Genomic DNA, 21,274 nt, shown 5'->3' with positions numbered 1-21,274 from the left:
TCCCATTAAACCCCGAGGAATCGAGCGATCGTGTCCCAGGCCGTCGAGGTCTCCGTCGATTCGGAGGTGCGGGACACTCCGCGCCTTCTCGCCGTGCACGCCCATCCTGACGACGAGTCGAGCAAGGGCGCGGCGACGCTGGCCGCCTACGCCTCGCGGGGCGCCGAGGTCATGGTGGTCTCCTGCACCGGAGGCGAGGCCGGCTCCGTGCTGAACGAGGGCCTCGAGGCCCGCGCGCACGCCGAGCGCGACATCGGCGGCCTCCGCCGGTACGAGATGGCGGCCGCTCGCGAGGCGCTCGGCGTCGAGCACGCCTGGCTCGGCTTCGTCGACTCCGGCATGCCCGAGGACGGGAAGGTCGACGCCGCCTCGTTCGCGGGCCTGCCGCTCGCCACGGCCGCCGCTCCGCTCGTGCGCCTGGTCCGCCGGTTCCGGCCGCACGTGATCATCAGCTACGACGAGAACGGCGGCTACCCGCACCCCGACCACATCCGCGCCCACCAGGTCGCCGTCGAGGCCTACCGCGCGGCGGGCCTCGCCGAGGAGTACCGGGGCACGGGCGCTCCGTGGTCGATCTCGAAGCTGTACTACGACCGCGTCTTCAGCGGCCAGAAGCTGCGGGCGATCGCCGAGCACCTGCGCTCGATCGACCCGGGGGACCCGCGCCTGTCGGTCTTCGAGGAGATGAAGCGCTGGAACGAGGACACCCCGTACCTCGCGACCACGCGGGTCGTGATCTCCGGCTTCCACGATCGGCGCGATGCGGCCCTGCTCGCCCACGCCAGCCAGGTCGCTCCGGACAACGCCTTCTTCTTCCTCCCGCACGAGGCGATCGACGCCGCCTGGCCGACCGACGACTTCCAGCTCGTCGAGAGCCGGGTCGACGCGCCGACGCCCGAGACGGATCTCTTCGCCGGTCTCGACCTGGCCGAGCTCGCCCCGGGCCCGACCGCGGTCGTCCCGCCGATCGCTCCCGACCCCGAGCCCTCGGGGGACGCCCCGGTGCCCCCGGAGCCCGACGGCTCCGGCGTCGTCGTCGCCGACGAGGTGCGCGCGTGATCGCCGGGCTGCTCGAGGGCGCCCAGCGCGCCGTCGTCCTCGCCTCCACGACGGTGCCGACCCCGGGTCCCGAGTTCAACGAGGACACGGTCACGCCGGGCCTCTTCGGCTTCATCACGATGCTCGTGATCGCTCTGGCCGCCGTCCTCCTCGCGCTCGACATGGTCCGGCGCGTGCGGCGCACCACCTACACCGCCCAGGTGAAGGAGCGGCTCGACGCCGAGGAGGCGGAGCGCAGCGAGGGCTGAGCCCGGCCCGCACCGGTGGGCCCGGGCCCCGCTAGGCGTTGTAGGCGGGGTGGAGCGAGACGATCAGCGCCGCCGTCCAGTGGCAGAGGAACGCCACGGCAGTGAGCGCGTGGAAGATCTCGTGGAAGCCGAAGACGCCCGGGACCGGGTTGGGCTTCTTGATCCCGTAGATCACGGCGCCCGCGGAGTAGCAGAGCCCGCCGACGAGGACGAGCACCATCATCGTCGCGCTGGCCTCGAAGAGCGGTCCGAGGTACATCACGGCCGCCCAGCCCAGCAGCAGGTAGAGCGGCACGTAGAGCCAGCGCGGTGCCCCGATCCAGAAGACGCGGAAGCCGATCCCGAGCAGCGCCCCCGCCCAGACCAGGACCAGCAGGAGCGTGCCCTGCGCGGGCGGCAGGGCGAGCACGGCCAGCGGCGTGTAGGTGCCGGCGATCAGCAGGAAGATGTTGGCGTGGTCGATCCGCTTGAGGATCATCTTCGTCCGCGGCTTCCAGTCGAAGCGGTGGTACAGAGCGGAGTTCCCGAAGAGCAGGAGCGACGTGGTCGCGAACACCGCGGCCGCCCACTTCGCCGCGGTCCCCTCCGCGACCACGATCAGCACCACTCCGGCGACGATCGCGAGCGGGAAGAGGCCGGCGTGGATCCAGCCGCGCCAGGTGGGCCGGACCTCCGCCGAGGAGTCGTGCTCGATCGCGTCCTCGACGAGGGGGAGGGCGGGCAGGTCCGGGCCGTCCGCTCCGACGGCGTCTCCGCCGCGGACGGTGCGGGCGCGGGGATCGGACGGGGGAGGCGTCGGCCGCTGGCTCATGCCGGACAGACTACGACGCCGTCCCGGGCCGACGCCGAGCGCCGCCGGGCTTCGAGGAGCGCCCCGGGTCGACTACCGTGTCACTGTGCCGAAGCCGAGACTGCCTGTGGGAAGGGACCTCCTCTACGGCGTCTACAAGAAGCGCCTCCGCTCGAGCCTTCCCCCCGACTCCCTGCCGAACCACGTCGCGATGATCATCGACGGCAACCGGCGCTGGGCGCGGCAGCGGGCCCTCGAGACCGCCGCGCACGGCCACCGGGCCGGCGCCGCCAAGGTGCACGAGTTCCTGCAGTGGTGCGACGAGCTCGGCGTGCGCCACGTCACCCTCTACCTGCTCTCGCAGGACAACCTCGTCGGCCGCGACAGCAGCGAGCTGACCGAGCTGATCGCGATCATCGCCGACCTCGCCGAGGAGGTCTCGCAGCAGCCCGACTGGCGGGTGCAGCACGTCGGCTCCGACGAGGGCCTCCCGCCCTCGCTCGTGGCCGCGCTCGACACGGCGGAGGCGCGCACCGCCTCCCACACGGGCCTGCACGTCAACCTCGCGGTCGGCTACGGCGGGCGGCACGAGATCGCCCAGGCCGTGCGGAGCATCCTGGAGGAGCACGGCAAGCGCGGCTCCTCCATCGAGGACGTCGCGGGCCTGCTGACCCCGGAGCTCATCGGCGAGCACCTGTACACCAGCGGGCAGCCCGACCCCGATCTGGTCATCCGCACCTCGGGGGAGCAGCGCCTCTCCGACTTCATGCTCTGGCAGAGCGCGCACAGCGAGTTCTACTTCATGGAGGCGCTCGGCCCCGACATCCGCGAGGTCGACTTCCTCCGCGCGCTCCGCGACTACGCCGGACGGCACCGCCGCTTCGGCAGCTGACCTCGCGGCTCCTGCCGCACCACCGACCGGAAGGGCCGGCATGAGCTCGAACGAGGCCACCTCCACCACGACCGAGGACTACCTCGCCGGTTTCGGCGAGGAGACCGGGTACCTCGACTTCGGCCGGGTGGGCCCGCTCTCGGCGACCGTCGCCGCCGAGCAGGAGGCGGCCGTCGAGCTGCTGGTGCGCGCGCGCAGCGGCACCCTCGACGAGCTGTTCCGGCAGGACGAGCGCGTCCGGGAGGCGGCGGCGGCGCTCGTGCGCGTCCCCAGCGACCGCGTCGTCTTCCAGCCCAACACCTCGACCGGCCTCCTGCACGCGCTGTTCGGCGCCTCGGGCGCGGTGCTGCTGTCGGCCGCGGAGTTCCCGAGCCTGCCGTTCGCGGCGGTGCGCTCGGCGCAGGCTCTCGGCTCGGTGGAGCCCCGCTGGCTGCGGACCGAGCAGGGACGGGTGACGCCGGAGGCGGTCCGCGAGCAGCTCACGGACGACGTGACGACCGTCGCGGTGAGCCTGGTCGACTCCCGCACGGGCTACCTCGCAGACGTCGCGGCGATCCGCGACGTGATCGGCGACCGGATGCTCGTCCTCGACGCGATCCAGGGCTTCGGCGTCGTCGACGCGCCCTACGAGCTGGCGGACGTGGTCGTCACCGGCGGCCAGAAGTGGCTCCGCGCCGGCTGGGGGACGGGCTTCCTCGCGCTCAGCGAGCGGGCGCTGTCGCGGCTGACCCCGGTGCTCTCGGGCTGGACGGGATCGGAGCAGGCGGAGCCGTGGGACGAGGTGGCTCCGCCGCGCGGCGACGCCCGCGCCTTCAGCATCAGCAACCCGGACCCGATCGCCCAGGCCCGGCTCGCGTCGGCGCTGGAGGAGGTCGCCGCGGTCGGGCAGTCGACGATCGCCGCGCTCGTGGCGGAGCGGGTCAGCGCGATCGTCGACCTCGCGGACGAGTTCGGGCTGGCGGTCGTGGGCTCCCGCGGCGAGCACGAGCGCGCCGGCATCGTGGTCGTCGAGCCGGAGCCGGAGGAGCTGGCCCCGCTGGCGGCCTCCCTCGCCGCGCACGGCGTCACCGCGCGCCTGCGTCCGAGCACCGTCCGCTTCAGCGCGCACGCCGGCACCACCGACGCGACCCTCGCGCTGCTCCGCGCCGCCCTGATCTCGTCGGCCACGAGCATCGACTACTAGGCCGGATTCCGCGCGTTCACACACTGGTTACACATTCGTAGCGGTGAGAAGCACACGGATGTCATTCGCCGGGTTAGGTTCGAGTCATCAGGTACAGCGCCTGGTCGAGACGGCCACAGAAGTACGGCTCGACATCGCGCAGACGCCGAAGGGACACTGCGCGGTGCACGACACGCACCGATGAGACCGGCTCGAGGACATGAGCCGGGGGCTCCGGCCCCCGGAGTGTGGAGAGTCGTCGTGACAGTTCCCCAGGGCATGGATCCGCAGACCGGGACGCAGGGCGGCGTCCACCGCCGTGTCCAGCACGGCTCCTCGGATCCGGCCGATCAGCTCCTCCGCACCTACGTCCTGGACACCTCGGTGCTGCTGTCGGATCCCTCCTCGATGTTCCGGTTCGCGGAGCACGCCGTCGTGCTGCCGATCGTCGTCATCAGCGAGCTCGAGGGCAAGCGCAACGATCCCGAGATCGGCTACTTCGCCCGGCAGGCCCTGCGCCGCCTCGACGAGCTGCGCGTGCAGCACGAGCGCCTCGACTTCCCCATCGCCGTCGGCCGCGGCGGCACGCTCCGCGTCGAGCTCAACCACTCGAACATGTCGGTGCTGCCGAGCGGGCTCCAGATGGGCGACAACGACGCGAGGATCCTCGCCGTCGCGCTCAACCTGCAGAGCGAGGGCGCCGCGGTGACCGTCGTGTCCAAGGACATGCCGATGCGCGTGAAGGCCGCCTCCATCGGCCTCGCCGCGGAGGAGTACCTGGCCGAGCAGGCCCCCGAGTCCGGTTGGACCGGCATGGACGACGTGACGCTCGGCGGCGACGCGATGAGCGAGCTCTACGACCGCGAGCGGCTCTTCACGGACGTCGTGGCCGACATCCCGGTCAACACCGGACTCGTCGTCCACTCCGACCGCGGCTCCGCTCTCGCGAGGGTCACCGGCAAGCGGCAGATCACGCTGGTCCGCGGCGACAAGGACGTGTTCGGCCTGCACGGGCGGTCGGCGGAGCAGCGGCTCGCGATCGACCTGCTGCTCGACCCGGAGGTCGGCATCGTCTCGCTCGGCGGCCGGGCCGGCACCGGCAAGTCGGCGCTGGCGCTCTGCGCGGGCCTGGAGGCGGTGCTGGAGAAGCGCCAGCACAAGAAGATCATGGTCTTCCGGCCGCTCTACGCGGTGGGCGGCCAGGACCTCGGCTTCCTGCCCGGCGACGCGGCCGAGAAGATGAACCCCTGGGCGCAGGCGGTCTTCGACACGCTCGGGGCGCTGGTGTCGCAGAACGTGCTCGACGAGGTGATCGAGCGCGGGATGCTCGAGGTGCTGCCGCTCACGCACATCCGCGGGCGCTCGCTGCACGACGCGTTCGTGATCGTCGACGAGGCGCAGTCGCTGGAGCGGAACGTCCTGCTCACGGTGCTCTCGCGCGTCGGGCAGAACTCCCGGGTGGTGCTGACCCACGACGTGGCGCAGCGCGACAACCTCCGGGTCGGCCGGCACGACGGGGTCGCCTCCGTGATCGAGACGCTGAAGGGCCACCCGCTGTTCGCGCACGTCACGCTGACCCGCTCCGAGCGCTCGGCGATCGCCGCTCTGGTCACCGAGATGCTGGAGTCGAACGAGCTCGCCTGACGGGCTCGCCGTGCGTCCGACCCGTGGGATCCGAGGATCCCCGGGCCGGGCGCGTCCCTGCAGCGCACCGGGGCGTAGCGTGGACGGGTGAGCATCCTCGACGACGCGCTCCTCGAGCGCTTCCGCACCCGCGCGGCCGACTACGACGAGCGCAACGCGTTCTGCGCGGACGACCTGGAGGAGCTGCGCTCGATCGGCTACCTGGCGCTGCTCGTCCCCGAGGAGCTCGGCGGTGCCGGCCTCGGCCTGGAGCAGGCGGCCGCCGAGCAGACGCGCCTCGCGACCGCCGCGCCCGCGACCGCGCTCGCCGTCAACATGCACCTGGTCTGGACCGGGATCGCGCGACTCCTGCTCGAGCGGGGCGACGACTCCCTCCGCTCGGTTCTCGTCGACGCCGCGGCGGGTCACGTCTTCGCCTTCGGCAACAGCGAGGCGGGCAACGACCTGGTGCTCTCGGACTCGCTGACGCGGGCGGAGCCGCTCGGGGACGGCGGCTACCGTTTCACCGGCACGAAGGTGTTCACCTCCCTCGCGCCCGCCTGGACGCGGCTCGGCGTGTTCGGCCGCGACGACAGCGGGTCGGAGCCGCGGCTCGTGCACGGCTTCGTCCACCGCGGGAGCCCGGACTCGCCGGTCGCCGGGCTCGAGGTCCGCGACGACTGGGACACGCTCGGCATGCGGGCGACCCAGAGCCGCACGACGGTGCTCGACGGCGTCGTCGTCCCGGCCGAGCGGATGATCCGCTCGCTGCCCGTCGGACCGACCGCCGACCCCTTCGTCTTCGCCGTCTTCGCGGCCTTCGAGCTGCTGATCTCCTCGGTCTACCTCGGTGTCGCGCAGCGCGCGCTCGAGCTCGCCGTCGCCTCCGTCCGCCGACGGACCTCCCTCCGGGCGGGAGGGCGGCCACTGGCGGAGGACCCCGAGGTGCGGCACCGGGTGGCTGAGACCGGGATGCTGCTCGACGGGCTCGAGGCGCCCCTGCGCTCGGCGGCGGCCGACGTTGACGCGCTCGTCGACCGGGGCGCGCGCTGGTTCCCGTCGCTGGTGGGGGTGAAGATCCGCACCACGGAGGGAGCGCTCCGCGTGGTCGAGAGCGCCGTCCGGATCGCGGGCGGGTCGGCGTACCAGCGCAGGTCGGAGCTCGGCCGCCTCTACCGCGACGTGCTCGCCGGGCACTTCCACCCCTCCGACGACGCGTCGGCTCACGGCGCCTGGGCGTCGCTCCTGCTGGGACCGCTGCCTCCGCGCGACTGAGGCCGGGGAGGGACCCGCCGCCGCCCGAGCACACCTGCGGGCCGCCCTGTGGAGAACTCCGACGCCCCGAGGGCGGTGCCCCCTAGTCTCGGCGGATGCTCCGCGGATCTCTACTCGACCGGGCCGCCCTGCTCCTGGGCGCCCTGGCGCTCCTCCTGATCGGGGGCCCGCACCTCGGTCGGGCGCCCGGCCTCGTCCCGGTGGCGCTCGCGAGCGTGCCGCTGGTGCTGGCGGACGTGCGCGGGCATCGGCTCCCGAACGCGGTCACGCTCCCGCTGCTGGTGGTCGGAGCCGTCCTCGCGCCCACGGCGGGGACGCTTCTCGCCGTCCTCGCGACGGTGCTGTGCCTGGGCGTGCTGCATGCGGCGGGCGGGCTGGGCCTCGGTGACGTGAAGCTCCAGGCGGCCCTCGCACCGCCGCTCGCGGCTCTCGGACCCGAGCAGGTCGTCGCCGCGCCCGCTGTCGGCTTCGCGGTGGCAGGGCTGTGGGTGCTCGTGCTGCGCGTCCGCGGACGGGTCGCGTTCGGACCGTTCCTGCTCACGGGGTTCTGGCTGGTGCTCTGACGGCCCGCCTCCGCGCCGAGCGCAGGGACGGGCCGTCGGAGGGCCGGGCTCAGCCGGGGTGGGTCATCGACATGACGTCGAGGGCGCTGTCGAGCTGCTCCTCCGTCACCTCGCCGCGCTCGACGAAGCCGAGGTCCACGACCGACTCGCGGACGGTGATCCCCTTGGCGACCGAGTTCTTCGCGACCTTGGCGGCGGCCTCGTAGCCGATCACCTTGTTGAGCGGGGTGACGATCGAGGGGGAGGACTCGGCGAGAGCGCGGGCGTGCTCGACGTCGGCCTCGAGGCCGTCGACGGTCTTGTCGGCGAGCAGCACGGCGGAGTTCGCGAGCAGGCGGATCGACTCCAGCAGCGCCGTCCCCATGACGGGGATCGCGACGTTGAGCTCGAAGGCACCCGAGGCGCCTGCCCAGGCGATGGTGGCGTCGTTGCCGATCACGCGCGCGCAGACCATGAGGACGGCCTCCGGGATCACCGGGTTCACCTTGCCGGGCATGATCGAGGATCCGGGCTGGAGGTCGGGGATCCGCAGCTCTCCGAGGCCGGTGTTGGGGCCGGAGCCCATCCAGCGGAGGTCGTTGTTGATCTTGGTCAGGCTCACCGCGAGCACGCGCAGCGCTCCGGAGGCCTCGACCAGCGAGTCCCGCGCGCCCTGGGCCTCGAAGTGGTTGCGGGCCTCGGTGACGGGAAGGCCCGTCTCCTCCGCGAGGCGCGCGATGACCTTCTGCGGGAAGCCGGCGGGGGTGTTGATCCCGGTGCCGACCGCGGTGCCGCCGAGCGGGACCTCGGCGACGCGGGGGAGCGCCGACTGCACGCGCTCGATGCCGAGGCGGATCTGCGCGGCGTAGCCGCCGAACTCCTGGCCGAGCGTGACCGGGGTGGCGTCCATCAGGTGGGTGCGGCCGGCCTTGACGACCTCGGCCCACTGCTCCGCCTTGACCTCGAGCGACTCGGCGAGCTGCTCGAGCGAGGGGATCAGCGACTCGATCAGCGCGCCGGTGACGGCGACGTGGACCGAGGTGGGGAACACGTCGTTGGAGGACTGCGAGGCGTTGACGTGGTCGTTCGGGTGCACGGTGCGGCCGAGGGCCGTGGTCGCCAGCGAGCCCAGCACCTCGTTCATGTTCATGTTCGAGGACGTGCCCGAGCCGGTCTGGTAGACGTCGATCGGGAAGTGCGCGTCGTAGCCGCCCCCGACGACGAGGTCGGCCGCGTCGGCGATCGCCGCGGCGATGTCGGCGTCGAGCACGCCCAGCTCGGCGTTGGCCAGCGCCGCCGCCTTCTTGATGCGCGCGAGGGCCGCGATCTGGGCCGGCTCGAGGCCCGCACCGGAGATCGGGAAGTTCTCGACCGCCCGCTGGGTCTGCGCAGCGTAGAGGGCGTCGCGGGGGACCCGCACCTCGCCCATCGTGTCGTGCTCGATGCGGAAGTCGCCGGAGTCGTCGGTCGGGGAGTGATCCACCACGCTGTGTTCGTCCTTGTCTGATCGGTTGGTGCTGTGCTGTCCGGAGCCGCTCACGCGGGATCCGATCCCACCGCGCTCGGAGCGGCGGCGGAGGAGGCGGAGCCGGAGTCGCGCTCCAGCTCGGAGACGTAGGGGCTGAGCTCGGGCGGATCGATGCCGAGCACGACATCGGACATCACGGTGCCGTCCGAGAGCCGGTAGTTGGCGCCCACGAGGGCGAGCCGCCCGGTCGCGACCGCGTCGGCGATCAGCGGGGAGCGCTGGAGCAGCTCGGCGACCGTGTCGCGCAGGTGCTCGCGGCCGACGGCCAGCGCGTCGGTCGCCGACGGGTCGACGAGCACGCGGCCGTCCGGCTGGGCGCCCACGAGGCGGCGCACCGCGGGGATGATCGGCTCGATCAGGTGCTCGATGTGCGGGGGGAGCCGCTCGGCGCCGGGCGCCTGCGACTGGATCGCCGCCCGGACCGCTCCGCACTCGTCGTGGCCGAGCACGAGCAGCACCTTCACGCCGAGGACGGCGACGCCGTACTCCAGCGAGCCGATGATGGAGTCCGCGATCACCTGGCCGGCGTTGCGGACGACGAAGAGGTCGCCGAGCCCCAGGTCGAAGATGATCTCGGCCGCGAGGCGGGAGTCGCTGCAGCCGAAGAGCGCGGCGAGCGGGGCCTGCGCGGCGGCGAGCTCGGCGCGGCGCTCGACGTCCTGGCGGGGGTGGCGGGGCTCGCCGGCGACGAAGCGCTGGTTGCCGCGGAGCATCTCCTTCCAGACCCACGCCGGCGGGCGGGACTCGCGGGGGACGGTGCTGCTGGTTCCGAGGCTCATCGGGACTCCTCCTGGCCGATCTGCGGGGTGATGGCGTCCACGACCAGGCGGACCTCGTCCGTCGGGGCCGTGCCGTAGACGAGGTAGGTGCTGGAGCCCTCCGTCGTCTCGAGTGCGTAGGGCGTGTTGCCGGTGTCGTCGCCGGAGTCGCGGTGGTCGTAGACGGTCCAGTCGCGGCCGTCGATCGTCTCGACGCCGGTCGCCGCCCGGCGGTCGAGCTGCGTCGCGACCCAGGCCGCGTCCGCGTCGAGCCCCTGGCTCAGGCCGATGTAGCCCGCCTTCGGGGTGATCAGGCCGACGTACCAGTAGTCGGTGCCGTTCTCGCGGCGGAGCTCGGCCGCGTTGGCCTTCCAGCCCTCGGGCAGGGAGGGCACGGCGAGCGTCTGCTCCTCGCCCAGCTGGACCTGCGCGGCGACGCGGGGGACGTCGACCGAGGAGAGCTCCACGGTGTCGCCGCGGGGGACGAGCAGGACGATGAGCGCTACGGCACCGACGGTCGCGAGCAGCGAGAAGACGAGGTTGTTGACCGTCTTGCGCTGACGGTAGAGCCGGGAGTTCTCGGCCTTGCGTGCGGCCGTCTCGGCGGCCGTCTCCGGGCGCCCGAGCTCGGCGACGACCCGCGCGGGCTTCGCGCGGCTCATCCGGCGGCCGCCCCTCCGGAGCGGGCCGCGTCCAGCCGGGCGCGTGCTCCGATCAGCCACTCCTCGCAGCGGGCGGCGAGGGCCTCGCCGCGCTCCCACAGGGCGAGCGAGCGCTCGAGGGTGGAGCTGCCCTGCTCGAGCTCGGAGACGACGCGGACGAGCTCGTCGCGCGCCTGCTCGTAGGAGAATCCCGAGACGTCGGAGTCGGTCGCCGGGGCGTCGGGGGAGTCGGGCATGGGTCTGATCCTATCGATCGGGGCTGAGGGGGGACGGGTGGCGCGGCGGGCTCAGGACCGGCCGGCGGGATCGCCGGTGGGCCCCTCGGAGCGGGCGCCGACGGCCCCCTCCGAGAGCGTGAGGACGAGTGCGCCGCCGGCCGGCGCGTCACCGGGCGCCCGGACGACGTGCCCGGCCGCGTTCTGGACGATCGCGTAGCCGCGGTCGAGGGTGTGCTGGGGTGAGAGGGCGCGCAGGTGGCCGTGCAGGCGCTCGACCTCGAGGTGCGCGCGCTCGAGGCGGCGGTCCACCAGCTCGGCGCCGCGCGCGACCCAGCGGGTCAGCTCCTCGGAGTGCCGGTCGACCAGCACGTGCGGCTGGGCGAGCACCGGCCGCGAGCGCAGCTGCGAGAGCCGGTCGATCTCGTGCGAGACGAGCCCGCTCACGCGGCCGGTCATCCGCAGCCGGGCCTGCTGCACGCGCAGCAGCTCGTCGGAGACGTCGGGCACGACCCTCTTCGCGGCGTCGGTGGGAGTGGAGGCGCGCAGGTCGGCGACGTCGTCGAGCAGCGGGCGGTCGGCCTCGTGGCCGATCGCGCTGACGACCGGAGTGGAGCAGGCGGCGACGGCGCGCACGAGCGCCTCGTCGCTGAAGCCGAGCAGGTTCTGGAAGTCACCGCCTCCGCGGGCGATCACGATCACGTCGATGCTGTCGTCGGCCTCGAGGGTCCGCAGGGCCGAGAGCACCTCCGGGACCGTCCGGTCGCCCTGCACGGCCGAGTGGACCACCCGGAAGCGCACGGCCGGCCAGCGCAGCTGCGCGTTCCGCAGCACGTCCTTCTCGGCGTCCGAGTCCTTGCCGGTGATGAGGCCCACGCCGTGCGGGAGGAACGGCAGCGGCTTCTTGCGGGAGGCGTCGAACAGCCCCTCCGACGCGAGCTGCCGGCGGAGCCGCTCGAGCTTCTCCAGCAGATCGCCCAGGCCGACGTGGCGCATCTCGAAGACCTGCATCGAGAGCGTGCCGCCCTTGACCCAGTAGTTGGGCTTCACCAGCGCGATGACCCGATCGCCCTGCTTGAGGTCGGCCGGGAGGCGGCTCCGCACCGACGACCAGACGGTGAAGCCGACCGTCGCGTCTCCGGACAGGTCCTTCAGCTTTCCGTAGACGTTGCCGCCGGACGCGCCCCACTGGGTGATCTCGCCCTCGACCCACGCGGTGCCGAGGCGCTCGATCCAGCCCTTGATCTTGCTGGCGAGCAGGCCGACCGGCCAGGGTGCGTCGGCGGTGGGTGGGGCGTCGGTCATCGCTGCCTCTGCTCGGAGGGACGGGGGGAGCGGGAGTGCCCTCCCGCGACGACAACGGTACGGGACGGGTCCGACACCGGGACGGCCCGGGCACAGGATGCACCACGTAGAATCAGGGGGTGAGCCAAGTCCCGATCAGCCTGCCCATGCCGCGCATGCCCCGCGCCACAGGGCGTCTGCGCGACGTCCCCGTCGAGGGCCGCAAGCGCGTCCTCCTCGCCGCGCCCCGCGGCTACTGCGCCGGAGTCGACCGCGCGGTCGTCGCCGTCGAGAAGGCCATCGAGCACTACGGTGCCCCGGTCTACGTGCGCAAGCAGATCGTGCACAACGTGCACGTCGTCTCCACGCTCGAGAGCCAGGGCGCCATCTTCGTCGACGAGGTCGACGAGGTGCCCGAGGGATCGCACATCGTCTTCAGCGCGCACGGCGTCTCACCGGCCGTCGTCCAGGGCGCGGCCGACCGCAGTCTCCAGGCGATCGACGCGACCTGCCCCCTGGTGACGAAGGTGCACCGCGAGGCCGTCCGCTTCGCGCGCGACGACTTCGAGATCCTCCTCATCGGCCACGAGGGCCACGAAGAGGTCGAGGGCACCGCGGGCGAGGCTCCCGATCACGTCACCCTCGTCGGCAGCCCCGACGACGTGCCGAACATCGTCGTGAAGGACCCGGACAAGGTCGTCTGGCTCTCGCAGACGACGCTCTCGGTCGACGAGACGATGGAGACGGTGCGCCGCCTCCGCGAGCGCTTCCCCAACCTGCAGGACCCGCCGAGCGACGACATCTGCTACGCCACGCAGAACCGCCAGGTCGCGATCAAGAAGGTCGCCGCGGGCGCCGAGCTGGTCATCGTCGTCGGCTCCGCGAACTCCTCCAACTCCGTGCGCCTCGTCGAGGTCGCCCTCGAGTACGGCGCGAAGGCCGCCTACCGGGTCGACTACGCCAGCGAGATCAAGCAGGAGTGGCTCGAGGGCATCCGCACCGTCGGCGTCACCAGCGGCGCCTCGGTGCCCGAGGTGCTCGTCCAGGAGGTCCTCGACGACCTCGCCGCCGCCGGGTACGGCGATGTCGAGGAGGTCAAGACCGCGGAGGAGGACCTGATGTTCTCGCTCCCCAAGGAGCTGCGCAAGGACGTCGCCGGCAAGCGCGACGCCCGCGGCGTCGGTGGACGCATCAGCGCGGGAGCGGGCGCCTAGAGCGTTCCGGCCCGGACACGGAAGAGGCCGCCCTCCCTCGGGAGCGGCGGCCTCTTCCGTGTCCGGTCGGACGGGGATCGACGCTAGACGTCGGTGCCCGCGCCGCCCTGCGAGCCCGACATGCGCGTGACGTACTCCGCGAACGTCGGGTCGCCCAGGATCGCGATCGCCGCGACGATCAGGGAGAGCAGCACGGTCGCCGCGATTCCGAGGATCGGGACGAGCACGGCGCGCTTGCCGGCGCGGAGCCGCCGGATCGAGATCCACACCGCGAAGGCGACGATCAGCGACTGCGCGAGCGCCACCACGACGCCGAGGATCCGCGCGAGCTCCGGAGACGCGTAGGTGCCGATGCCCTGGGAGCGGTAGAGCTCCTGGAGGGTCGTCGCGAAGCTCGAGGGGTCGAGCAGCGTCGGCACGGCGAAGAACACGCCGAGCGCGAGCAGCACGATCGTGAGCAGGCGGTCGACGGGATACGCGACCGGCTTCGCGGCCGGAGCGGTCGCGGGCCTCGGGTCGGTCTCCGACCCCCGCGGATCGGGGACGACCACGGCGTCCTCCGGCGGCTGCCACGACCAGCCGGGCGGCGCGTACTCGCCGTACTGCGGCTCCGGACGCCTGTCGCCCGGCTGATCGTGTGCGTTCGTCACGGAGCGGTGCCCTACTTCCCGGAGTTCCCGGCCGAGCCGAGCTGACGGGTCGCCTCGGCGACGCGCGCGGCCATCGCGGTCTCGGCGATCTTGCCCCACGAGCGCGGGTCGTAGACCTTCTTGTTGCCGACCTCGCCGTCGACCTTGAGGAAGCCGTCGTAGTTCTTCAGCACGGTGTCCGCGACGGAGCGGCTGAACGCGTACTGCGTGTCGGTGTCGATGTTCATCTTGACGACGCCGTTGCGGACCGCCTCGGCGATCTCCTCGTCGGTCGAGCCCGAGCCGCCGTGGAAGACGAGATCGAGGGGGAGCGCGCCGGTGCCGTACTTCGCCTGCAGGCCGTCCTGGATCTCGCGGAGCAGCTCCGGGCGCAGGCGGACGTTGCCCGGCTTGTAGACGCCGTGGACGTTGCCGAAGGTGAGGGCGGCCATGTAGCGGCCCTGCTCGCCGAAGCCGAGGGCCTCGACGGTCGCGATCGCGTCGTCGAGCGTGGTGTAGAGGTGCTCGTTGATGTCGTGCGAGACGCCGTCCTCCTCGCCGCCGACGACGCCGATCTCGACCTCGAGGATGGCGTTGATGTTCTTGACGCGCGGGAGGATCTCCTTCGCGATGGCGAGGTTCTCGTCGAGCGGGATCGCGGAGCCGTCCCACATGTGCGACTGGAAGAGCGGCTCGCGACCGGCCTTGACCTCCTCCTCGGAGGCGGCGATCAGCGGGTAGACGAAGCCCTCGAGCGCGTTCTGCGGGCAGTGGTCGGTGTGGAGCGCGACCGTGACCGGGTAGTTCTTGGCGACCTCGGTCGCGAACCTCGCGAAGGCGATCGCGCCTGCCGCGCGGTTCTTCACGGTGTGGCCGGCGAAGTAGTCCGCGCCTCCGGTGGTGACCTGGATGATGCCGTCCGAGCCCGCCTCGGTGAGGCCCTGGAGGACCGCGTTGATCGTCTGCGACGACGAGACGTTGAACGCCGGGTAGGCGAAGCCGCCCGCCTTCGCCTTGTCGAGCATCTCTGCGTACTGGTCCGGGGTAGCGACGGGCATGGCATCTCCTTTGACGGATGAACGAAGGGGGGTCGGGCGAGGCCCGCGTCGCGGACGAGTCTAGCGAGGCGCCCCTCCGCGGTCCCTCCGCCTGTGGAGGGCCCTGGACTAGGCTTCGGGCAGGGATGGGGATCCGCTCCGCGGGTCCTGCGACGACGTGCACGAACTCGACGACGAAGGACTCCGCTCTGTGATCGACAACGACTCGCTCTACCTCCACCCCGACCGCAACCTCGGCATGGAGCTCGTCCGCGCCACCGAGGCCGCCGCGATCCGCGCCGTGCCCTTCATCGGCAAGGGCGACAAGAACGCCGCCGACGGCGCAGCGGTCGACGCCATGCGCACCTTCCTCGGGACCGTGAACTTCGACGGAGTCGTCGTGATCGGCGAGGGCGAGAAGGACAACGCGCCCATGCTCTTCAACGGCGAGCACGTCGGCAACGGCTCGGGGCCCGCCGCCGACATCGCCGTCGACCCGATCGACGGCACCTCGCTGACCGCGGCCGGGCGCCAGAACGCGCTCTCGATGATCGCCGTCGCCGACCGCGGCGCGATGTTCGACCCCTCCGCCGTGTTCTACATGGAGAAGATCGTCACCGGGCCCGAGGGCGTCGGGATCATCGACATCCAGCGCCCGATCGGCGAGAACATCCGCGCCCTGGCCCGCGCCAAGCGCAAGCCCGTCGAGGAGATGCGCATCGCGGTGCTGGACCGCCCGCGCCACGCTCAGCTGATCGAGGACATCCGCGCGGCCGGAGCCGGCACGCGCCTCCTGCTCGACGGCGACGTCGCGGGCGGCATCAACGCCGCTCGCCACGACTCCCGACTCGACATGTGCGTCGGCACCGGAGGCACGCCCGAGGGCATCATCACGGCCTGCGCCATCCGCGCGCTCGGCGGAGTGATCCAGGGCATCCTCCGCCCGAAGGACGACGACGAGCGCCAGCGCGCCATCGACGCCGGCCACGACCTCGATCGCGTCCTCCACGCCAACGACCTCGTCCGCAGCGACAACACCTACTTCGTCGCGACCGGAGTGACGAACGGCGGGCTCGTGAAGGGCGTGCGCAAGGAGGGCCACGTCATCACGACGGAGTCCATCGTGCTGCGCTCCCGCTCAGGCACCATCCGCCGCGTGACCGCCCAGCACCTCGCGGAGAAGTGGGTCTAGGCCGTCACGCTCTCTCAGAGACGCCGCACTGCTGCCGAGGCGCCGCCCCGCTGACGGCGCACTCGTCGAGTGCGGCGGCGTCTCGGCGTGCAGGACGCGGAAGGACACCGGCCTCGGTCACCGAGGCGAGCGGGCGGGGCCGCGGCGGGTCTCGAGACGCCTCGCGGGCGCTCCTCCGCCGAGCCGCGGAGGTGGAGCGCCGTCGCGAGCTGCGGTCGTCCGGGTGTCGAGCCGGATGGACGGCGCCGCTCGCGCCCGGCCTGCACGCCCGGTGCTCGCTCAGCGGGGACCCGGGACCCTACGCGCTCCGCTCGGACTCGTCGTCCGCGGCGAGCAGCTCGACGGCGGTGAGGCGGCGCGGCGAGGAGGCGACTCCTCCGACCGGGGCGATGACGCGCGACTCGTCGAGGGAGTCGAACTGGCGCGCGGTGACCAGCACGCGGCTCTCGAGCGAGCCGGCGAAGGCGTTGTAGGAGTCGACCGTCTTCTCGAGCGATCGGCGCAGGCCCTCGGCGTGGTCGGCGAGGGTGCCGAGACGGGCGTAGAGCGTCTTGCCGAGGTCGAGCAGGCGCTTGGCGTCGTCGGTGAGCACGTCCTGCTGCCAGGTGTATGCGACGGTCTTCAGCACCGACCACAGGGTCACGGGGGAGGCGAGGGCGACGCGCTTGCGGAACGCGTACTCGAGCAGGCTCGGGTCGGCGTCGAGCGCGCTCGCGAGCAGCGGCTCGCTCGGGACGAACGCGATGACGAACTCGGGGCTCGCCGGGAGCCCGGTCCAGTAGGAGCGGGCGGCCAGCGCGTCCACGTGGCCGCGGAGGGCGCGGACGTGCGCGCGCAGGAGCCCCGCGCGCCGCGCCTCCTCCTCTCCGCCGGCGCCCGCGGGGATCGCGCTCGCCTCCAGGTACGCGTCGAACGGCACCTTGGCGTCCACCGCGATCGCCTTGCCGCCGGGCAGGCGGACCACCATGTCGGCGCGGCCGCGGCCCGCCTCGCCCTCGAGCCCGAACTGCACGTCGAAGTCGACCCGCTGGGTGAGCCCGGCGGCCTCGACGACGTTCCGCAGCTGCGTCTCGCCCCAGGCGCCGCGGCTCGTGGTGGAGCGGAGCGCGGACGCGAGGGTCTCGGTCGTCGAGCGCAGCTGCTCGCCCGCCGCCCGCTGTCCCTCGAGCTGCTCGGTGATCGCCCCGAACTGGGCGGCGCGCTCGCGCTCGAGCCGGCCGACCGCCTCCTGCATGCCGCGCAGGCTCTCGGCGACGGGGGAGAGGGTCTGCAGGATGCGCGCGTCGTGCCGCTCGCGCTCGGCGACGACGCGCAGCTGCTCCTGGAGCTCGCGGATCTGGTCGCGGGCGGAGCCGAGGTGCTCGCGGTGCTGCTCGACGACGGCCTCGTGCCGCTCCTCCAGGCCCTCAGCGCGGGCGCGGGCCGTCGCGAGGTCGAGGGCGAGGGCGGCGTCGGGCGTGCGGGAGCGGGCGAGGAGGACGGCCACGACTCCCGCGAGGAGCGCACCGACCACCAGGCCGAGGACGAAGGAGAGATCCATGCCGCCGATGACACCACGCACCTCCGACATCGAGCGATCGACGCGCCACGACCACCGAACGAGGGCCAGGACGCCCTGCGACCGCCTCGTAGACTTCGCGATCATGGGGAATCACCACCGCTCATCGCGCCTGCTCACGGCCGCGCTCGCTCTCGCCGTCGGGCTCGGCACCGCCCTCGTCCCGATCACCTCCGCCTCCGCCGCCGAGGACGCGCCGTCGACCGTCTCGGTCGAGACCGGCGCTCTCGACGCGTCCCTCGACCGCGCCGACCTCGGCGTCCCGGACCAGTCGACGCAGTACAGCGCCGAGGAGACGAAGAGCTTCCGCGCCGGCTTCATCGTCAGCGACGCCCAGTTCTTCGACGGCGACGCGCTGAGCACCGGCCAGGTGCAGTCGCTCCTGGACGAGAAGGGCAGCCGGTGCTCCACCGCCGGCACCGCCCCCTGCCTCAAGAACTTCTCGCAGGCGACGCCGTCCAAGGCGGCGGACGCGATGTGCAGCGCCTACCAGGGCTCCGGCAGCGAGTCGTCGGCCTCGATCTTCACGCGCGTCGGCCTGGCCTGCGGCATCAACCCGCTCGCCCTGGTCGTGCTCGTGCAGAAGGAGCGCAGCCTCGTCACCGACACGACGCCGAGCCCCGAGGACTACGCCAAGGCGACCGGCTACAACTGCCCGGACACCGCGGCGTGCGACCCCGGCTCCGCCGGATTCTTCACCCAGGTCTACAGCGCGGCCCGCCAGTTCAAGCGCTACGCCAACCCGCCCGGCTCCGGCTCGAACTTCACCACCTACGCTCCGGGCACGACGCCGAACGTCGCCTACTACCCGAGCACCGCGTGCGGCTCCTCACCGGTCACCATCCGCAACCAGGCCACGGCCGACCTCTACTACTACACGCCGTACCAGCCCAACGACTACGCGCTCACCGGCTCCGGCAACGCGGCCTGCGCGACCTACGGCAACATCAACTTCTGGTACCTCTTCAGCGACTGGAACCCGAACGGCACCCTGGCCAACGCCGGGATCGCCCCCGCGGGACGCGTCGACGCCCCGCGCATCTCGGGCAGCACGCTGAGCGTGTCCGGCTGGGCCGTCGATCCGACGACGCAGCAGGCCGCGCTGACCACGACGGTCACGGTGACCGGCCCCGACGGCACCCGCACGGTCCGCACGCAGACCGCGAACGGCGACCGCGGCGACATCCCGGGCGAGTACTCCGTCGCCGGCCGCGCACACGGCTTCGGCGCCACCACGCCCGTCTCGGCACCCGGCACCTACCAGGTCTGCGTCTCCACCGACTCCGTCGAGTGGAACCGCTGGGTCGGCTCGGGCGACTCCCGGGGCCCCGGCCGGAAGGATCTCGGCTGCTCGACCGTGAGCACGTCGGCCGGGATCGACGTCTCGCGTCTGGCCGGCACCGACCGCCAGGGCACCGCCGTCGAGATCTCGAAGGCCGTCTTCGGCCCGAACGTCCCCGTCGTCTACATCGCGACCGGCGCGAACTTCCCCGACGCGCTGAGCGCCGCCCCGGCCGCGGCCAAGCAGAAGGGTCCGCTGCTCCTGGTCGACCGCGACTCGATGTCGCAGCCCGTTCGCGACGAGCTCAGCCGGCTCAAGCCGGCGAGGATCGTCGTGGTCGGCTCCGCACTGAGCGTCGGCGACGGCCTGCTGAACCAGCTGAGGTCCTACTCGCCGACGGTGGACCGCATCGGAGGGAAGGACCGCTACGACACGTCCAGGCTCATCATCCAGAGCGCGTTCTCGGGCGGCTCGACGCGGGCCTGGCTCGCCACGGGCGAGAAGTTCCCCGACGCGCTCGGCGCGAGCGCCGCGGCCGGCTCCGTCGACGCACCCGTCGTCCTCGTGAACGGCACCGGCAGCACGGCCGACGCCGTGACGAAGGGCATCCTCTCGAAGCTCAAGGTGCAGAACCTCACCATCGCGGGCAGCCCCCTGTCGGTGAGCGAGGGGATCAAGAACTCGCTTCCGGTGCCGACGATCACCCGCATCGGCGGAGTCGACCGCTACGACACCTCGGAGCAGCTGAACCGGGCAGCCTTCTCGAGGGCCAAGACCGTGTTCCTGGCGACGGGCGAGAACTTCCCCGACGCCCTCGCCGGAGCCACGGCGGCGGGCTACTCGAACAGCCCGCTGTTCGCCGTGCCGACGAACTGCGTGCCCCGCGCCGTCCTGACCGACATCGCGAAGTCGGGAGCGCAGCGGGTCGTCCTCCTCGGCGGTCCCACCACCCTCTCGGAGGACGTCGCGCGGCTCACCCCCTGCGGCTGATCGCCCGCGACCCCGCCACTAGCGTGGAGGGATGACCCCGACCGCACCGTCCCCGACCGGCCTCCGACGCCGGCGGGGCGGTGCGGTCGTCGTCGTCGCGGCGCTGGTGGCACTCCTGCTGGGAGGCTCCGTCGACGGCACGCGCCTCGCCGCGGTGCCGTCCGAGCCGCAGACCGTCCGGCTGTGGACCTTCCTCCAGCCGGGCCCCGTCGCGGCCGACTTCGACCCGGGCGACCTGATCTCCGACGAGGTCTTCTTCGACGGCGACGCGTTCGGACCGCTCACGGTGCAGGCGTTCCTCGACGCCCGCGTCCCCGACTGCGCGGGCGGGCCGGTGCCGTGCCTGCGCGACTACGCCGAGGACACCGCGGCGATCACGGCCGACGAGCAGTGCGACGCGCTGCCCGCCGGACGCGACGTCCCGGCCGCGGAGATCATCACCTCGGTCGCCGGCGCGTGCGGCGTGAATCCGGCCGTCCTCCTGGTGCTGCTGCAGAAGGAGCAGTCGCTCGTGACCGATCCGGAGCCGAGCGAGCGGCAGTTCCGCAGTGCCACGGGCTACGGCTGCCCGGACACCGCGGACTGCGACACGGACTCCTACGGCTTCGCCGCGCAGGTGTACGGAGCGGCGTGGCAGTTCCAGCGCTACCGGAATCCGGACTCGAGCTTCGACTGGTACCCGGTCGGCGCGGCCGGCGACGTCCGCTACTCCCCGGACGAGTCCTGCGGTACCGCCCCGGTGACGATCGCCAACGCGGCCACGGCGGGTCTCTACTACTACACGCCGTACCAGCCGAATGCGGCGGCGCTCGCGAACCTCTACGGCGAGGGCGACGACTGCTCGGCCTACGGGAACCGGAACTTCTGGCGCATCTTCAGCACCTGGTTCGGCGACCCCCGCGGCTGAGCCGATCGTCTCGAGCCGGCTCGGCACGACGGACGTCAGGCGGCGACGGGGGCCTTCGGGCGCAGGCGCTTCACGGAGACGCCGGCCAGCTCGCCGAGCTCGGCCATGCTCGCGGCGCCGTGCCGCCGGGCCGCGTGCACGACGATCGCGGCGCACGCCTCGGCGTCGGCCGACGCGTCGTGGTGGCGGAAGTCCTCGAAGCCCGCGGCCATGGCGACGACGGGGAGACGGTAGGAGTCGAGCTCGTACGTCTTGCGGGCGAGCTGCAGCGAGCAGAGGTAGTCGTACTCGGGGTGCTCGAGGGAGGTCGCCGCGCAGGCTGCGCGGATGACGCCCATGTCGAAGCCGGCGTTGTGCGCGACGAACACGTCCTCGCCGGCGAAGGCCGCCAGGTCGGCGAACTGGTCGACCCAGGAGGCGGCGGCGT

Annotated in this window: 21 protein-coding genes; 11 read left to right on the top strand and 10 right to left on the bottom strand. The window is 72.6% G+C overall.

Translation table 11 applies throughout. The features are described from left to right. Positions 1-30 precede the first annotated feature (30 nt). Together mca and C5D66_RS09300 are read left to right on the top strand one after the other, a co-directional pair. Positions 31-1,059, top strand: coding sequence for a mycothiol conjugate amidase Mca (gene mca / locus C5D66_RS09305; protein WP_258061203.1), 1,029 nt, complete (start codon positions 31-33; stop codon positions 1,057-1,059). Beyond that, positions 1,056-1,307 (top strand): hypothetical protein, encoded by a 252-nt coding sequence (locus C5D66_RS09300; RefSeq protein ID WP_244230611.1) that lies wholly within the window; start codon positions 1,056-1,058, stop codon positions 1,305-1,307. Before mca ends, C5D66_RS09300 begins: the two co-directional genes overlap by 4 nt. A gap of 31 nt (positions 1,308-1,338) precedes the next feature. Here C5D66_RS09300 and C5D66_RS09295 read toward each other — a convergent pair whose 3' ends face one another. Continuing rightward, the gene (locus tag C5D66_RS09295; RefSeq protein ID WP_104249532.1) at positions 1,339-2,118 is read right to left on the bottom strand and encodes a hemolysin III family protein; all 780 of its coding nucleotides are present in this window, start codon (positions 2,116-2,118) and stop codon (positions 1,339-1,341) included. An 85-nt stretch (positions 2,119-2,203) separates the two neighbouring features. Here C5D66_RS09295 and C5D66_RS09290 point away from each other — a divergent pair, with 85 nt between their 5' ends. From C5D66_RS09290 to C5D66_RS09270, 5 genes are all read left to right on the top strand, one after another. Beyond that, complete coding sequence (locus C5D66_RS09290; protein WP_244230612.1) at positions 2,204-2,989, top strand: isoprenyl transferase; 786 nt, start codon at positions 2,204-2,206, stop codon at positions 2,987-2,989. A gap of 40 nt (positions 2,990-3,029) precedes the next feature. Next, positions 3,030-4,172: an aminotransferase class V-fold PLP-dependent enzyme gene (locus C5D66_RS09285; protein WP_104232765.1), complete on the top strand. Its 1,143-nt coding sequence runs from the start codon at positions 3,030-3,032 to the stop codon at positions 4,170-4,172. Positions 4,173-4,430: 258 nt separating this feature from the next. Then, entirely contained in the window at positions 4,431-5,795 is a 1,365-nt protein-coding gene (locus C5D66_RS09280) for a PhoH family protein (RefSeq protein WP_104224423.1), read from the top strand. Positions 5,796-5,882: 87 nt separating this feature from the next. Then, a complete protein-coding gene (locus C5D66_RS09275) occupies positions 5,883-7,049 on the top strand; it encodes an acyl-CoA dehydrogenase family protein (protein ID WP_104255285.1) in 1,167 nt (388 codons plus the stop codon). Positions 7,050-7,144: 95 nt separating this feature from the next. Further along, positions 7,145-7,612, top strand: a complete 468-nt coding sequence (locus C5D66_RS09270; RefSeq protein ID WP_104255286.1) for a prepilin peptidase — start codon at positions 7,145-7,147, stop codon at positions 7,610-7,612. 49 nt (positions 7,613-7,661) lie between these two features. On the opposite strand, the gene C5D66_RS09265 is transcribed toward C5D66_RS09270, so the two are convergent. Genes C5D66_RS09265 through xseA form a run of 5 tightly spaced genes read right to left on the bottom strand, consistent with a single transcriptional unit; the run spans position 7,662 to position 12,059 of the window. Further along, on the bottom strand, positions 7,662-9,077 hold the full coding sequence (locus C5D66_RS09265; RefSeq protein ID WP_104255287.1) for an aspartate ammonia-lyase: 1,416 nt from the start codon (positions 9,075-9,077) through the stop codon (positions 7,662-7,664). Positions 9,078-9,127: 50 nt separating this feature from the next. Then, a complete protein-coding gene (locus C5D66_RS09260; RefSeq protein ID WP_208543312.1) occupies positions 9,128-9,898 on the bottom strand; it encodes a carbonic anhydrase in 771 nt (256 codons plus the stop codon). Further along, on the bottom strand, positions 9,895-10,539 hold the full coding sequence (locus tag C5D66_RS09255; protein WP_104255288.1) for a DUF4245 domain-containing protein: 645 nt from the start codon (positions 10,537-10,539) through the stop codon (positions 9,895-9,897). The genes C5D66_RS09260 and C5D66_RS09255 overlap by 4 nt, the downstream gene beginning before the upstream one ends. Next, on the bottom strand, positions 10,536-10,775 hold the full coding sequence (locus C5D66_RS09250; RefSeq protein WP_104224418.1) for an exodeoxyribonuclease VII small subunit: 240 nt from the start codon (positions 10,773-10,775) through the stop codon (positions 10,536-10,538). The genes C5D66_RS09255 and C5D66_RS09250 overlap by 4 nt, the downstream gene beginning before the upstream one ends. Positions 10,776-10,826: 51 nt before the next feature. Next, entirely contained in the window at positions 10,827-12,059 is a 1,233-nt protein-coding gene (xseA, locus tag C5D66_RS09245) for an exodeoxyribonuclease VII large subunit (RefSeq protein WP_104255289.1), read from the bottom strand. A gap of 146 nt (positions 12,060-12,205) precedes the next feature. On the opposite strand from xseA, the gene C5D66_RS09240 reads away from it, so the two are divergent. After that, the gene (locus tag C5D66_RS09240; protein ID WP_104232760.1) at positions 12,206-13,252 is read left to right on the top strand and encodes a 4-hydroxy-3-methylbut-2-enyl diphosphate reductase; all 1,047 of its coding nucleotides are present in this window, start codon (positions 12,206-12,208) and stop codon (positions 13,250-13,252) included. Positions 13,253-13,335: 83 nt separating this feature from the next. Here C5D66_RS09240 and C5D66_RS09235 read toward each other — a convergent pair whose 3' ends face one another. Together C5D66_RS09235 and fbaA are read right to left on the bottom strand one after the other, a co-directional pair. Next, positions 13,336-13,902, bottom strand: a complete 567-nt coding sequence (locus C5D66_RS09235; RefSeq protein ID WP_104255290.1) for a DUF6264 family protein — start codon at positions 13,900-13,902, stop codon at positions 13,336-13,338. An 11-nt stretch (positions 13,903-13,913) separates the two neighbouring features. Beyond that, positions 13,914-14,939 (bottom strand): class II fructose-bisphosphate aldolase, encoded by a 1,026-nt coding sequence (gene fbaA, locus C5D66_RS09230; protein WP_104224414.1) that lies wholly within the window; start codon positions 14,937-14,939, stop codon positions 13,914-13,916. 238 nt (positions 14,940-15,177) lie between these two features. Between fbaA and glpX the strand changes: the two genes are divergently transcribed. Further along, the gene (gene glpX / locus C5D66_RS09225; protein WP_097165697.1) at positions 15,178-16,110 is read left to right on the top strand and encodes a class II fructose-bisphosphatase; all 933 of its coding nucleotides are present in this window, start codon (positions 15,178-15,180) and stop codon (positions 16,108-16,110) included. Between the two features lie 298 nt (positions 16,111-16,408). Here the strand turns inward: glpX and C5D66_RS09220 are convergent, their stop codons facing one another. Further along, complete coding sequence (locus C5D66_RS09220) at positions 16,409-17,650, bottom strand: DNA recombination protein RmuC (protein WP_219812324.1); 1,242 nt, start codon at positions 17,648-17,650, stop codon at positions 16,409-16,411. A gap of 103 nt (positions 17,651-17,753) precedes the next feature. Between C5D66_RS09220 and C5D66_RS09215 the strand changes: the two genes are divergently transcribed. Continuing rightward, on the top strand, positions 17,754-19,940 hold the full coding sequence (locus tag C5D66_RS09215) for a cell wall-binding repeat-containing protein (protein ID WP_104255291.1): 2,187 nt from the start codon (positions 17,754-17,756) through the stop codon (positions 19,938-19,940). A 31-nt stretch (positions 19,941-19,971) separates the two neighbouring features. Next, positions 19,972-20,847: a hemagglutinin gene (locus C5D66_RS09210; protein ID WP_104255292.1), complete on the top strand. Its 876-nt coding sequence runs from the start codon at positions 19,972-19,974 to the stop codon at positions 20,845-20,847. Positions 20,848-20,882: 35 nt separating this feature from the next. Here C5D66_RS09210 and C5D66_RS09205 read toward each other — a convergent pair. Beyond that, positions 20,883-21,274 (bottom strand): exonuclease domain-containing protein (locus tag C5D66_RS09205; RefSeq protein WP_258074856.1); only part of this gene is annotated, 392 nt, incomplete at its 5' end.

This window comes from Rathayibacter sp. AY1B4, assembly GCF_002932815.1.
GTDB lineage: Bacteria > Actinomycetota > Actinomycetes > Actinomycetales > Microbacteriaceae > Rathayibacter.
The sequence above is the reverse complement of the archived record's forward strand: the minus strand, read 5'-3'. Positions and strand labels throughout refer to the sequence as shown.

Bases quoted from the DNA above. Each gene is read 5' to 3' on its own strand.
- C5D66_RS09295 (WP_104249532.1), bottom strand. From the start codon at position 2,118: ATGAGCCAGCGGCCGACGCCTCCCCCGTCCGATCCCCGCGCCCGCACC.
- C5D66_RS09285 (WP_104232765.1), top strand. From the start codon at position 3,030: ATGAGCTCGAACGAGGCCACCTCCACCACGACCGAGGACTACCTCGCC.
- C5D66_RS09280 (WP_104224423.1), top strand. From the start codon at position 4,431: ATGGATCCGCAGACCGGGACGCAGGGCGGCGTCCACCGCCGTGTCCAG.
- C5D66_RS09270 (WP_104255286.1), top strand. From the start codon at position 7,145: ATGCTCCGCGGATCTCTACTCGACCGGGCCGCCCTGCTCCTGGGCGCC.
- C5D66_RS09260 (WP_208543312.1), bottom strand. From the start codon at position 9,898: ATGAGCCTCGGAACCAGCAGCACCGTCCCCCGCGAGTCCCGCCCGCCG.
- C5D66_RS09255 (WP_104255288.1), bottom strand. From the start codon at position 10,539: ATGAGCCGCGCGAAGCCCGCGCGGGTCGTCGCCGAGCTCGGGCGCCCG.
- C5D66_RS09250 (WP_104224418.1), bottom strand. From the start codon at position 10,775: ATGCCCGACTCCCCCGACGCCCCGGCGACCGACTCCGACGTCTCGGGA.
- xseA (WP_104255289.1), bottom strand. From the start codon at position 12,059: ATGACCGACGCCCCACCCACCGCCGACGCACCCTGGCCGGTCGGCCTG.
- C5D66_RS09240 (WP_104232760.1), top strand. From the start codon at position 12,206: ATGCCGCGCATGCCCCGCGCCACAGGGCGTCTGCGCGACGTCCCCGTC.
- fbaA (WP_104224414.1), bottom strand. From the start codon at position 14,939: ATGCCCGTCGCTACCCCGGACCAGTACGCAGAGATGCTCGACAAGGCG.
- glpX (WP_097165697.1), top strand. From the start codon at position 15,178: ATGGAGCTCGTCCGCGCCACCGAGGCCGCCGCGATCCGCGCCGTGCCC.
- C5D66_RS09220 (WP_219812324.1), bottom strand. From the start codon at position 17,650: ATGGATCTCTCCTTCGTCCTCGGCCTGGTGGTCGGTGCGCTCCTCGCG.
- C5D66_RS09215 (WP_104255291.1), top strand. From the start codon at position 17,754: ATGGGGAATCACCACCGCTCATCGCGCCTGCTCACGGCCGCGCTCGCT.
- C5D66_RS09210 (WP_104255292.1), top strand. From the start codon at position 19,972: ATGACCCCGACCGCACCGTCCCCGACCGGCCTCCGACGCCGGCGGGGC.